We start from the raw sequence: 14797 nt of genomic DNA on the forward strand, positions 1-14797 counted from the left end.
AATTACTTCAACTCAATTATCATAGCCGAGCGGGGTGAAAGCTGAATCTTTGCAAGGTTTTCAAACTTATTTCCGGTAATAATATCAATTCCACTCGTTTTATTGGAAAGGAACTCTGCAAAGCGAGAGGTATCCAAAACCTTGGGTTGATAACCGTTATGAAGTATAACCATCACGGTTTGCTCTGCATTATGGCGAAAATAAACATACACCTCATTTTCAGGGATAAAATGGGTTAATTTTCCGTTGTGAATGGCAGTAGCCGTTTTGCGCCAATTCAGGATGGTAGACATGTAGTTCCAGATTTCATTTTGGCGCTTTGTTCGACCCTCAGGGGTAAAAGCCGACTTGGAATCGGTTGGCCATCCGCCGGGAAAATCGCGGCGAATATCGCCATGACCCTTGGCATCATCGCCGGGCAGTAAAATCTCAGTTCCGTAGTAAATTTGAGGAATGCCACGGGTAGTAAGCAGGAATGCCATGGCGAGTTTTAAACGGCCTAATGCCTGAGAAGAATCGCGCTGGAAACGGCCGATATCGTGATTATCGGCAAAGATGAAAAGCTTATCGGGATTTGGGTAAACAAAGTCATGGGCAATAATCTCGTAAAGGCGAGCTAAGCCTGTATCCCAACCCTCCTTTTCATCAAAAGCCTTGTGCATGGCAAACATCAACGGGAAATCCATTACAATCTCAAGGTTTGAGTTATACCCGTCGCGATTATGGGCATCCTTTTGCCAGTATGCCACCCAAGCGGGATAGTTCACCCAGGTTTCGCCAACAATGCTGAAGTTAGGATATTCATGCTGGACTGCATCGCACCAGCGGGCCATAAAATGCTTATCGCAATACGGATGGGTATCCATTCGGATGCCATCCAAGCCGGCATACTCAATCCACCAGATACTGTTCTGTATTAGGTAGTTGGCAAGGTATGGGTTTCGCTGGTTAAGGTCGGGCATGTGTCCGTCGAACCAGCCGTCGGCCATTAAGCTGCTATCGGCAACAGAAGCATGCGGGTCGAAGGTGGTAGGAATGCGGTAGTTTGTCCGTTTGTAATCGGGGTAAAGGTTGAACCAGCTTTTCATTGGCACATCCTTCATCCACCAATGCTCACCCCCACAGTGGTTGAAAACCATATCCTTAACTACCTTGATGCCCTGGGCGTGGGCTTTATCAATGAATTCCTTGTATAGTTCATTGCTACCCAGACGGGGGTCAACCCTGTAAAAATCGGTTATGGCATAGCCATGGTACGACCACGAAGGCTGGTTGCTCTCTAGCACAGGATTTAACCAAAGCGTTGTTACTCCCAGCTGTTTAAAATAGTCGAGGTGATACAGAATACCCTGAATATCGCCGCCGTGACGGGCGTAAGGTTCATTGCGGTCAACCTTATCAGTATATCCGCTAACCTGGTCAATGGCAGGGTTTCCGTTGGAAAACCTGTCGGGGTAAACCAGGTAAACCACATCGGAATTATCAAAGCCTTTGCGGTTAGCTGAGCCAGCTTGACGGGCTTTAAGTTCGTAAGCATAAGTAAGCGGTTTACCTTTTGGAAAGATAAACTTAATATCTATACTCCCTGGCTTGGCATCGGGTTTAACGGTTAGGTTGATGAAGATATAGTTTGGATTTTCAACCCTATCGATACCTACAAGATCGATATTGGGGTTGTTGATAGAAACCTTTGCCGAGGCAATATTTTTCCCGTAAACCAGAAGCTGAAGGTTTGGATTATTCATACCAACCCACCAGCAAGGGGGTTCGATACGCTCAACCGGTTTCTGAGCAAGTGATGTCATCACCATAAACATAGTAGACATCAGTAAAGATAAGCGGTTTTTAAACATGGTTATTGGTTTAAGACTGATTTTTCCTGAAAACAACAAGGGCTGTCAGGGAAGCCCCCAACAGCCCAAATTCTAATAAATAACTATTTGGATATGAATACTTTTATTACCAGCTGGACAAAAATCCGGAATATGGAACAAGCTATTCATTACCCACGACCTATAGCATTAAGATCGGCAAAAGCCTCCTTTAGACGGGCAACAATTGACTCTTCGCCTTTGCGAAGCCAAACGCGAGGATCGTAATACTTCTTGTTGGGAGCATCTTCCCCTTCGGGATTCCCAATTTGACCCTGCAGGTAACCCTTCTTGGCCTCGTAATAGTTTTTGATGCCTTCCCAGAAAGCCCACTGCAAATCGGTATCAATATTCATCTTAATTACACCATAGCTGATAGCCTCAGTAATCTTTTCCTTTTCGGAACCGCTACCACCATGGAATACAAAGTTTACAGGCTTGTCGGCTGTAGCATATTTCTGCTTGATTAACTCCTGTGAGTTCTTAAGGATAATTGGGTTAAGCACCACATTGCCGGGCTTGTAAACGCCATGCACATTGCCAAACGATGCAGCAATGGTGAAATTGGGGCTAATTTTCATTAGCTCCTCATATGCGTAAGCCACTTCCTCGGGTTGGGTGTATAATCTTGAACTGTCAACACCAGTATTATCAACGCCATCCTCCTCGCCGCCGGTAACGCCAAGCTCAATTTCCAGGGTCATTCCCATTTTGGCCATGCGCTCCAGGTAACGCTTGCAGATTTCGATATTTTCATGAAGCGATTCCTCGGAAAGATCGAGCATGTGTGAGCTGAAAAGAGGTTTTCCGGTTTCGCGGAAATGTTTTTCGCCCGCATCGAGCAAGCCATCAATCCATGGAAGAAGTTTTTTGGCAGCGTGGTCGGTGTGAAGTACAACGGGAACACCATAGGCCTCGGCCAGCAAATGAACATGCTTAGCTCCGCTAATTGCGCCAAGTATACTAGCCTGTTGACCGTCGTTGGATAGCGATTTGCCTGCAATAAACGATGCCCCGCTGTTTGAAAACTGAATAATAACCGGTGAGCCCACCTCACGGGCGGTTTCCAGCACGGCATTCATTGTATTAGTTCCAGTAACGTTGACTGCTGGTAGAGCAAACTGCTCAGCCTTAGCAATTGCAAATAGTTCCTGTAACTCTTTTCCGGTTATTACGCCTGGTTTAAAACGTTTCATGATTTTGTAGTTTTAAAAAATACGACGCAAAGGTAATCTTTTTTAAGGCTTAGAAAATTTGTTTCTGAACCGGAACGCTTATTGAACTGGAGGCAGGTACTGAATGCTCAACACCGTAAATCTTAAGGGTTATTGCATTCCCGCTTTCATTGTTAATAGTTATTTGTGAACTGGTTACCATTATCTTAAGAATGTTATCGCGGAACCAAACCTTAAAGCTATACGATTTCCACTTATCGGGAATAAGCGGGTTAAAAGTGAGCATGTTGTTTCGAACGCGCATTCCACCAAAACCTTCAACAATGGAAATCCAGGTGCCGGCCATACTGGTAATGTGGAGTCCCTCCTTAACCTCGCGGTTGTAATCGTCGAGATCGAGGCGGGCAGTTCGTAGGTAAAGCTCATAAGCTTTATCAACATTGCCAATACGAGATGCCAGAACGCTATGAACGCATGGTGAAAGCGATGATTCATGAACTGTTCGGGCCTCGTAAAACTCATAATTACGTTTAATGGTATCGGTATCGTACCTGTCCTCAAGGAAATATAATCCCTGTAAAACATCGGCTTGCTTGATGAAGCAGGAACGCAGTATACGGTCCCAGCTCCATTTCTGATTTAACGGACGCTCCTTTGGATCAAGATCCTTAACAAGAATCTGCTCCTTGTCCATATACCCTTCCTGTTGCAGGAATATTCCTAACTTTTCATCAACAGGGAAGAACATATTATTACGGATATCGCGCCACTTGGCTATCTCCTTAGATTCATCGAAATGGATTGATTTAGTCAACTCAGCATACTTGGATGGATCGGTTGATTTAACATATGCTGCTACCTCCTCAGCATACTCCATGCACCAGCAAGCAATGGTGGAAGTGTACCAGTTGTTATTTACGTTATTCTCATACTCATTGGGGCCGGTAACACCCAGCATAACGTACTTACCCTTCTCCTGTGAGAAGTTAACACGCTGTGCCCAAAAACGAGCAATTGCAATGAGCACTTCAAGGCCAAAGTTTACCAAGTAACTTTTATCGCCTGTATAGCGAACGTAATTGTAAATTGCAAAAGCAATGGCACCGTTACGATGAATCTCCTCAAAAGTAATTTCCCACTCGTTGTGGCACTCCTCACCGTTCATGGTAACCATTGGATAAAGTGCAGCACCATCGGTAAAGCCAAGTTTTTGAGCATTTTCAATAGCCTTTCCAAGTTGCTTGTAGCGGTAGAGCAGAAGCTGACGGGCAACCTTTTGTCCGTGGGTAACCATATAGAAGGGTAAACAGTAAGCCTCAGTATCCCAATAGGTTGACCCACCATACTTTTCACCTGTAAAACCTTTTGGGCCGATGTTCAAGCGTTCATCCTTGCCCGTATAGGTTTGGCTGAGCTGGAAAATATTGAAGCGGATACCCTGCTGAGCAGCTACATCGCCCTCAATGGTGATATCGCTATGTTGCCAAATCTCAGCCCATGCATTTCGCTGCTCATCAAGCATTTTGTCGAAACCTTTTGATACGGCAGTATCGATAAGCTTTTCGAGAACCTTAGGGAATGTTCCCTTTTCATGGTTAAGGCTTGAGATTACAGCAGCATACTTGTAAAGGGTTACCTCATCGCCAGCCTTTGCATTAATGGTAAACCTGTTATCGACGTACATTGCCGAGGTGTTTACTTGAGGCTGAACATTCTGATGCTGACCATTAACGTAAATAAAGTTACGCATGGCATGGCCAACGTGGAAATCGAGCTTTTTAGTACGGCTTACAATGTAGCTGAAAGCTGATGTGCCTTTAATATCGACCACTTCCCAGAACTTTTCGCCATAGTTGGAATCCTCATTGTGAACATCGGCATCGAGGTATGGGTGAACCCCGATATTAGCATCGGCGTTAAGCGGTTTAACAGAGTAACGTATGGCGCCAAGTTCAGAATCGACCATACTTAAAAATCGTGTTGACTTGACGGCCAACTTTAAACCGTTCTGTAGCTCGGCAATAAATGATCGTTCAAGGTATCCCTCCTTCATGTTGAGTACCCTACGGAAATCCTGAACTTTGCACTTGGCCAGGTCGAGCTCCTCGCCGTTTACAATTACATTGATTCCAATCCAGTTGGTAGAGTTGATAACCTTTGCGAAATACTCAGGGTAGCCATTTTTCCACCAACCCACTCGGGTTTTATCGGGGTAGTAAACGCCACCTATGTAGCTTCCCTGAAGCGTGCTGCCGGTGAATTTCTCTTCAAAGTTAGCACGCTGTCCCATAGCACCATTTCCAATGCTGAAAATACTCTCCGAAGCACGAGTATTTTCAGGAATAAATCCCTCTTCAATGATGCACCACTCGTCGTGTTTAAGATAAGGGTTCATATCGATTACTTTTTTAAGAATAGTTCAACTAACTTGCTATATGTAAAACCTTTAAGATTAGGCACAACCACATCGGCACGGTTCAGAATTTGAGGATTGCCAATACCAACAGTGCGCATACCTGCATTAATTGCAGCCTCAATACCGGCTTCGGCATCCTCAAATACAACACAAAACTCAGGATTTACCCCAAGCGATTTTGCAGCAACCAGGAAGATATCAGGTGCTGGTTTGGCTACTGTAACCGAGTTACCATCAATTACAGCATCGAAATGATTTTTTAAACCAATCCGTTCAAGGATAAGGGGCGAATTTTTGCTTGCAGAACCAAGAGAAACTTTTATGCCATTAGCCCTTAACTCCTCCAGCAATTCCTTTGCGCCGGGAAGAATCTCATCGGGGGTCATTCGTTCAATGTACTCCACGTACCAGGCATTTTTCTTGGCAGCCATTCGTTCCATTTCATCCAATGGAAACGACAAACCACCAACCTCCAGCAAAATTTCAAGGGAGCGCATACGGCTAACACCTTTAAGGCGCTCGTTATGCTGCTCGGTAAACTCAAAGCCCAACTCCAGCGCAAGGCGCTTCCAAGCCAAGTAGTGATACTTTGCAGTATCGACCACTACCCCATCTAAATCGAAAATACAAGCCTTAATCTCATTCATCGGGTTAAGCCTTTTTCTCTTTAACAAAAAGAATAGCGCTTGCCGAAGCTAAAAGCATCGATAAACCGGCAAGAACTATCATATAGATTGCCTTTTCGTTGAAAACAAATTTGAGAATAGTTCCAAGCAGTAAACCACTTACAATTTGCGGTACTACCACGGTTATGTTAAAAATACCCATATACACTCCCATTCTATCGGCTGGTAGCGAACGCGCAAGAATTGCGTAAGGCATAGCCAGAATGGCAGCCCAAGCAATTCCAACACCTACCATTGAAAGAATAAGAGCATATTGACCGGTAAATATGTACATCGATAAATAGCCTAACGCGCCAAAAAGAAGCGAAATGGAATAGGTTTTCACTCTACCTAAGCGATTAGCTATCTTGTCGAGGAAAATGGCAAAAATGGCCGCAAAAACGCTATATAAACCAAAAAGAACCCCTACCCAGTTAGCCGCTTCGTTATACTCAGGAGAAGTGGAATCGCCAATGGCTGTTCCCCAAATATGCTGGGCAACGGCTGGTGTTGTATAAACCCACATGGCAAACAGAGCAAACCAAGAAAAGAACTGAACAATGGCTAGTTTGCCCATTATACCCGGCATTGATGTTAAAGTTTGCCAGAAACTTTTTTTCTCAGCTTCAACAACAACGCTATCGGATTGGTTGTACTGTTTAAACTCATCGGGGTTATATTCTTTGGTTGTGAACACAGTCCACAAAACCGATATCAACAGAATAGAACCACCAATATAAAACGACCAAACCACTGAAGGGGGGACTTGTCCTTCAGGAGCGGTATTACCCACTCCAAGCAAATTAGTGAGGACGAAAGGCAGGAAAGAACCAATAACGGCACCCAGATTGATAAGCAGGGTTTGAACTGAGTAACCGGTATTGGTTTGCTCATCGGGGGTCATGTCGGCAACCAAAGAGCGAAAAGGCTGGAAAGTAACGTTGAACGAAGCATCCATTAATGCCAGCATTATTGCTCCAAAAATTACAGGAGGTAGAATGGCTATTGCAATATGTGAGTTAGGCATAAAAAACATACCTAATGAAGCTGCAATAGCGCCTCCAAAAATAAAAGGTTTACGGCGCCCCATTCGGGTCCATGTCCTATCGCTCGCTGCTCCTACCCATGGCTGAATGATTAGCCCCATGATTGGTGCTACAAGCCAGAAAAAAGAGAGGTGATGTAGGTCAGCGCCATAATTTGATAGTATGCGTGAAACATTGGCATTTTGCAGGGCAAAACCTGCCTGAACCCCTAAAAAGCCAAAGCTAAGGTTCCAAATTTGCCAAAAGCTGAGTTTAGGTTTCTTTACCATAAAGCTATTTTTAGTTTTCAAGGTGTCCAAAATTAAAGTAAAAAAATCTTAAAAAAAACATAACATAAAGTTAAAACCCTTATGAAATAAGGGTTTCAGAACATGAAAGAGGCATTTCAATCGTTTACGAAGGGTTGTAGAAATTATTCAAAATTTTTCAATACGGAAACCTTTGAACATCAGGAAAACCGCGTAAAATCAACCGTAAACGTTTGCGGTAAATTTATCGATGGGTGTGTGTTGGTATTGAATTTAAATGGAACGCAGATGACTCAGATTGGGTGGATTTACACTATGAAACGATTAAAGTTGATAGTTGTTGGTTGATTGTTGATAGTTTGGTGTTGCCTCGTCCTATCGTGTCATGCTGAGCGCAACCGAAGCATCACTATGTGCTATCATCCCTTATTTAATGAGATTCCTCGACAAGCTCGGAATGACAAAAAACATACTTCTTCTACTCCATTGTCATGCTGAGCACCGCCGAAGCATCTCTTTTTACCTCCAATTCATTTATACCTTTTGATTAGGTTCCAAGCAGTCACTTTTGGGAATGATTTTCCTCTTGAGATGCAACGTTTCACCCTTGCTCTTTGGAAAATGTATTGCGTGCATCGCTATGCATGAGGGAGTAACTATTGTGTTACAAATATTACGCCCCTACGGGGCTGGAAACGTTGTTCGTTGCTCGTGAAACTATTGTCATGTTGAGCGTTAGCAAAACATCTCATTAGGCTGTTTCGAGATCTTTCGCTGCGCTCAGGATGACAAATAAAAGTTGATGCTTGTTCGTGATTGCAATTCTGTGAAACACCGTGTTACACTGTGTAACTCTGTGATACTTGCTAATGCAATGGAACGCAGATGACGCAGATTATTTGGATTTACTCTGTGAAACGATTTAAAATGATAATTGTTGGTTGCTTGTTGATAGTTTGGTGTTGCCTCGTTCTATCGTGTCATGCTGAGCTTGCCGAAGCATCTCTTTGTAACTTCATCCCTTTTTTAATGAGATTCCTCGACTAGTTCGGAATGACAATGGAGTTGTAAATGTTTAGCCCCTACGGGGCTGGAAAGGTAAACCTGAAAAAAACTTAACATAGTTTATCCAGGCATCACAGTGTCACAGAGAATAATATGTGCTATATAGTGTTAAATCCTTTGTAATAACTATCAACCATCAACACACAACTAACAACCTATATTAAAACTCTGAGGTGAAGTAGAACTTAATATCGGGGAACTTTTCAATAGCCATTTGTAGGGAGTAAGGCGAATCGGCCAGGAACACCTCACGCCCATGCTTATCGAGGGCAAGGTTATTATACTTTCGAATACGGAAATCGTCGAGCTGGGCCTTGTTATTGGTTTCAATCCAGCAAGCCTTGTAAAGGTTTATGGGCTCGTAGCGGCATTTAGCACCATACTCATGCTCCAATCGGAACTGAATAACATCAAACTGAAGAGCACCCACTGTACCTATGATCTTTCGACCATTGGATTTTTGGGTGAAGAGCTGGGCTACACCCTCATCGGTTAGCTGCTCAATTCCTTTTGCCAGTTGCTTATACTTTAAGGGGTCGGCATTCTCAATGTAGCGGAAAAGCTCAGGGGCAAAGTTAGGGATACCTTTAAAGTTCATAACCTCGCCCTCAGTAAGGGTATCGCCAATCTTGAAATTGCCTGAATCGGGCAAGCCAATTATGTCGCCGGGGTATGCAAACTCCACTATCGACTTTTTATCGGCCAAGAATGCGTTGGGGCTGGAAAAACGGAACGATTTTCCTAATCTTACGTGGAAGTATGGAACATTACGCTCAAACCGACCAGAACATATCTTTAGGAATGCTATCCTGTTACGGTGATTGGGATCCATGTTGGCAAAAATTTTAAACACAAATCCGCTAAATTTTTGCTCAAAGGGTGTAACCGTACGGGTATCGGTAGTGGTAGGGCCGGGATGGGGAGCAATTTGTACAAAACAATCCAGGAGTTCCTTAACCCCAAAGTTGTTTAGGGCACTACCAAAGAAAACGGGAGCCACCTCGCCGGAAAGGTAAGTTCTGATATCAAACTCCGGGTAAACCTCGTTAACAATCTCAATCTCCTCCAGAAACTTATTGGTGTAGGGCTTAATGTAAGAATCCAGTTCAGGCGAGTTCAAATCAGATATCTCAACTATATCGTCGGCAATGGTTTGCTTATTCTCACCGGAGAAAAGGAAGAGTTTCTGCTCAAAAAGGTTGTAAACCCCCTTGAACGATGGCCCCTGGCTAATTGACCAGCTAAGCGGGCGTACCTTAATCTGAAGTTCCTTCTCAATCTCATCGAGCAGGTCGAATGGGTCGTTGCCAGGCCTATCGAGCTTGTTGATAAAGATGATTACAGGAGTTTTACGCATGCGGCAAACCTCCATAAGCTTACGGGTTTGCGCCTCAACGCCTTTTGCATGGTCAATAACAATTATAACGCTATCGACAGCAGTAAGGGTACGATATGTATCCTCGGCAAAATCTTGGTGACCGGGTGTATCGAGAATGTTAATTTTATAGCCCTGATACTCAAACTCCATTACCGATGTGGAAACCGAAATACCACGCTGGCGCTCTATCTCCATGAAATCGGACGTGGCAGTCTTTTTAATCTTATTACTTTTTACGGCACCTGCAATGTGAATTGCTCCGCCAAAGAGCAGCAACTTTTCGGTTAGGGTTGTCTTACCAGCATCGGGGTGGCTAACAATGGCAAATGTTCGGCGGCGCTTAACTTCGTCCTCAAAAATCATATATCTACATTTATGGCTTGCAAAATTAGCAATTATTAGCCTTTAAACGAATTAAGGTGCGAAGAAAAAGAAAGTAAGGGTTGATGATTTATGATGATTAGCCATAAATAGTTTACATCCCTTTAATCATTCTGAGCGTTGCGAGGGATTTTATTTATAGTGTGCAGTGTTCAGTGTACAGGGGTGATTGTGTTTGGTGTTTAGTGTTTAGGGTTTGGTTAGTTTAACCTGTGTAAATCAACTTAATAAGTGCAATTTGCGTTCAATTTTGAGTCAATCAACCGTCAAATCCTTTTGTCATTCAGATCGCAGCCAGGGATCCATTAATGGGTTATAAAGGTAAAGTGATGCTTCGGCAGGGTTCAGCATAAAAGAGAGATGTTTCAATGGAGTATTTCTTGGTATATCAGGACTCAATATGGCATATATCAATAACTAAAAAATATTGGTTATTGATTATTGATTTAAGATAAAATATTGCCTAAATTTATGGTGATACTAAATTTTTACACCCATGGAAAATCCCATAGTTATTGGAATACTTGAAAATGCAGCAATACTAATAGCTACTGCGGTTCTTTACGATTTTATCTGGCTAAAATCCGATAAAAGTCGAAGGTTTCAAATTCAGGTTTTACTTGGCTTACTAGTTGGGGGAATAGGTATAATACTTATGAAAAGCCCATGGGTGCTGGTAGAAGGGATTGTATTCGATACACGATCGGTTTTACTTACCATTTCGGGACTGTTTTTTGGCGGGGTAACCACAGTGGTTGCAACGGTATTGGTTGCTGCATACCGGGTATTGATGGGAGGTGCTGGGATGTATATGGGAGTGGCAGTAATAGTTAGCTCATCGCTTATCAGCCTGCTTTGGCGGAAAGTTCGTCCAGGCATAATTGCTAATAAAAACCTTGGTGAGGTTTACGTGGTTAGCTTTATAGTTCACCTGGTAATGCTTGGATGCACCATTTTCCTACCCGAAGAAAACAGAATGGCTACCCTGCTTGTAATCTGGTGGCCAGTAATGCTAATTTATCCCTTAGCAACTACCCTAATTGCAAAGCTCTTGTTTAGTAGGGAAGAGAATTGGATACAGAGAGACAAGCTTGAGGAAAGCGAGGAGAAATATCGCCTGCTGTTTGAGAATAACCCCAATCCCATGTGGATATACGACCTAGAAACCCTACGTTTTATGGAAGTGAACTCGGCAGCCATTAAACAATACGGTTACACACGTGAGGAGTTTCTGGAAATGACAATCAAAGATATTAGACCCGAAGAGGAAATTCCCAGGCTAATAGAAAACATACAAACTCAAGATGATGTATATCAAACTTCAGGTAATTGGAGGCATAGGAAAAAGAATGGTGATATAATTCATGTTCAAATAGCATCGCATTGGATTACTTACAAAGGAAGACCAGCAAGGCATGTTATGGTTAGCGATGTAAGTGAGTTGGTTAAGTCGCATAAACTACTAAGCCAAAAAGAACAAGAATTCAGGGAGATATTTAACTCAGGATTTGACTCCATTCAAATTGATGATATCGAAAGAGGAAAAATAATTGATTGTAACGATATTACAATGGAGATGTATGGTTTCACAAAGGAAGAAATTATAAATGGAAGTATTGGTGATTTAAGTGCAAACATAGAACCCTTTACCGAGGATAAAGCTCAAGAGTACATAAAAAAAACCATTAAAGGAGAACCCCAGGATTTTGAATGGCTAGCACGTAAAAAAAAAATGGGGAAACATTTTGGGTTAACGTACGACTCAAACTAGTTGAGATTGGAGGCGTTAGTAGGGTAATGGCCATTGTAAGAGATATTTCGGATAGAAAAAGGACAGAGCAAAATTTTATTGAAAGTGAACAACGGTTTTTACGTGTAATGCATTTCTCAAAGGATGCAATCGGAATACTGGATGAAAATTTTCACTTTATTGATTGTAATGACTCTGCGGCACGACTCCATGGTTTTAAATCGCGTATTGAACTGCTTAAAAACTCACCTCACCCTTCGGCTCTAAGTCCACAAACTCAGCCTTGTGGGAGTTCATCGTATGAGCTTGCCAACAAAATGATTGAAATTGCACTTGAACAAGGTTTTAACAAATTTGAATGGCTTCATAATAAAGTAAATGGACAAAAATTCTGGGCAGAGGTGTCGCTAACACCAATTGTGTTTAATGGAAAACGGATGATATATGCCGTATGGCGCGATATATCTGATCAAAAAAACAAGCAAAATAGAATTGATAGACTACTAAAGATATTGGATGAGAGTATAAACGAAGTATATATTTTTCGATGCGACAATCTAAAATTTATTGAGTTTAACAAAACCGCTGTGAATAACTTAGGTTATTCACCAGAGGAATTGCTTGAACTTACCCCACTTGACTTAAAACCATACCTAACAGCTGAAAAATTTAACGAGTTGTTAAAACCTCTTAACGAGGGGACTTCATCTAAGATATTTTTTGAGACAATACATCGCCGTAAGAATGGCACTGAATATCCAGTTGAGGTCTATGTTGAGAAAACAAAGGCTTCAGATGCCGATTTTTACAATGCAATTGTTTTAGATATTAGCCAAAGAAAAAAACATTTGGCTGAATTGAAACAACGCGAACATGAACTCCGTGAAATTTTTGACTCCACCCTTGAAGCGATACTCATTTACGATATTGAAACAGGCAAAATTATTGATTGCAATAAGCAAACGCAAGCGCTTTACGGATACAGCAAGGATGAGCTAATTGGCAAACTTTTAGGCTCCCTTAGTGCAAACGATGAAAAGTACAATATTGCTGAAGCTGCTAAATGGGCTAAGAAAGCGTTGACAGTTGGACCCCAAACCTACACCTGGCTTGGTAAAAAGAAAAGCGGCGAAACATTTTGGGCAGAGATATCGCTCAAAAAATCGAAGATTGGAGGGGTTGATAGACTTATGGCTGTAGTGCGCGATATTACCGAGCGTGTTGCCCACCAGCGTGAAATTGAAAGGCGCGAGAAGGAGTACCGCGAGATATTCAACGCTACTGCTGAGGCTATTCTGATTTATGACCCCAAAACCAACCATATAGTTGATTGCAACAATAGGGCAGTTGAATTGTATGGGTATAATGACAAAAGAGAGTTTTTGAGCATTGGGTTGAATGCCCTTGGAGCCAATGTTGAGCCATATACAAACGATAAAGTTGGATATTATTCCAAAAAAGCAGCCAAGGAGGGTCCACAAAGGTTCGACTGGCTGGCAAAGCGAAAGAACGGGGAACATTTTTGGGTTGAGGTTAACCTGCGCCTCACAAAGATTGGAGGTGCTGAACGGGAACTTATTGTAATCCGCGATATTACTGACCGGAAAAAATTTGAAGATGACCTAGTAAAGGCAAAACAAAAAGCTGAGGAAAGCGATAGGTTAAAGTCGGCCTTTCTGGCCAACCTGTCGCACGAAATTAGAACACCCATGAACGCCATAATGGGGTTTGGCGATCTTTTAAAATACTCACAGGATGAACAGAAAAGAAAGGAATACATTGATATTATCCAAAAAAGCGGTTTCCGTTTAATGGATATTATCAATGAAACTGTAGAGATTGCCAAACTCGATACGGGGCTTATTAAAACTAATCCGGAAACCTTTAATCTTGACCAACTCATGCAGGATATTTACAATGAGCTGAAAATAAAAATTTCAGAAAACAGGGAACTTGAACTAATCTATTTACCCCCAAACACAACATCGGAAACATACATATATACTGACAGGGTTAAGCTTCAGCAAATACTGATAAATTTGATTACAAACGGGATAAAATACACCCCGCGCGGAGCGGTGGCATTTGGTTATGAAGTAAAGGATAACCGTGTGGTGTTCAAAGTTAAGGATACTGGCATTGGGATTGACCGTAAGAATAGGGAAATGGTTTTTAAGCGTTTCTTTAGGGTTGAAAACCCCTTAACAATTAAGGTGGGTGGAATTGGACTTGGGCTTGCCATTACAAAAGCTTACACTGAGCTTCTGGGTGGTACCATTGAGTTAGACTCCGAGCTTGGAAAAGGCACATCCGTAACAGTTACTTTACCTTACTTAACCGGTGAACCAAAAACCGAGGTTTTTGTGGAAATACCACCCGACCAGCTAAAAGGTGAAAGTGAACTTATTCTGGTTGCCGAAGACGATGAGTTTAACTTTATGTATATTAATGAGATACTCCGACAATTCAACTACAAATGTATGAGGGCGGCCAACGGGGAGGAAGCAGTAAACATGGCCCATAATAACGAAAATATCAAACTTATCCTAATGGACTTGAAAATGCCTATAATGGATGGATTCAAAGCCTTTGAGGAGATAAGGAAGTTTAAACCCCAAATACCAATTGTAGCTCAAACAGCTTATGCGCTTGGTGAAGATAAAACCAAAATTGAAACCTATGGTTTTGATGGTTACCTAACCAAGCCACTAAAAAAAGATGAACTCCTTAGGGTTGTGAAGGAGAGGATAAAAAAATAGTCATAAAATATGGAGCATATTCAGATTGATATTTGATTTTATC

At 42.2% G+C, this 14797-nt stretch carries 8 protein-coding genes; 2 read left to right on the forward strand and 6 right to left on the reverse strand.

Going from position 1 to position 14797, the window contains the following annotated elements; genetic code table 11:
- Positions 1-2: 2 nt before the first annotated feature.
- The 6 genes from WHS63_RS04895 to WHS63_RS04920 form a co-directional block, all read right to left on the reverse strand.
- Positions 3-1826 (reverse strand): glycoside hydrolase family 13 protein, encoded by a 1824-nt coding sequence (locus WHS63_RS04895; RefSeq protein WP_445204136.1) that lies wholly within the window; start codon positions 1824-1826, stop codon positions 3-5.
- A gap of 176 nt (positions 1827-2002) precedes the next feature.
- The gene (gene fbaA, locus WHS63_RS04900) at positions 2003-3067 is read right to left on the reverse strand and encodes a class II fructose-bisphosphate aldolase (RefSeq protein ID WP_445204137.1); all 1065 of its coding nucleotides are present in this window, start codon (positions 3065-3067) and stop codon (positions 2003-2005) included.
- Between the two features lie 49 nt (positions 3068-3116).
- Entirely contained in the window at positions 3117-5441 is a 2325-nt protein-coding gene (locus WHS63_RS04905; RefSeq protein WP_445204138.1) for a glycoside hydrolase family 65 protein, read from the reverse strand.
- Positions 5442-5446: 5 nt separating this feature from the next.
- The gene (gene pgmB, locus WHS63_RS04910; RefSeq protein ID WP_445204139.1) at positions 5447-6109 is read right to left on the reverse strand and encodes a beta-phosphoglucomutase; all 663 of its coding nucleotides are present in this window, start codon (positions 6107-6109) and stop codon (positions 5447-5449) included.
- 4 nt (positions 6110-6113) lie between these two features.
- A complete protein-coding gene (locus WHS63_RS04915; protein ID WP_445204140.1) occupies positions 6114-7442 on the reverse strand; it encodes an MFS transporter in 1329 nt (442 codons plus the stop codon).
- Between the two features lie 1204 nt (positions 7443-8646).
- On the reverse strand, positions 8647-10227 hold the full coding sequence (locus tag WHS63_RS04920) for a peptide chain release factor 3 (protein WP_445204141.1): 1581 nt from the start codon (positions 10225-10227) through the stop codon (positions 8647-8649).
- Positions 10228-10741: 514 nt separating this feature from the next.
- On the opposite strand from WHS63_RS04920, the gene WHS63_RS04925 reads away from it, so the two are divergent.
- Complete coding sequence (locus WHS63_RS04925) at positions 10742-12016, forward strand: PAS domain S-box protein (protein ID WP_445204142.1); 1275 nt, start codon at positions 10742-10744, stop codon at positions 12014-12016.
- 5 nt (positions 12017-12021) lie between these two features.
- Positions 12022-14754, forward strand: a complete 2733-nt coding sequence (locus WHS63_RS04930; protein ID WP_445204176.1) for a PAS domain-containing hybrid sensor histidine kinase/response regulator — start codon at positions 12022-12024, stop codon at positions 14752-14754.
- Positions 14755-14797: the final 43 nt, after the last annotated feature.

This window comes from Tenuifilum sp. (genome assembly GCF_037481895.1).
GTDB classification, from domain to species: domain Bacteria; phylum Bacteroidota; class Bacteroidia; order Bacteroidales; family Tenuifilaceae; genus Tenuifilum; species Tenuifilum osseticum.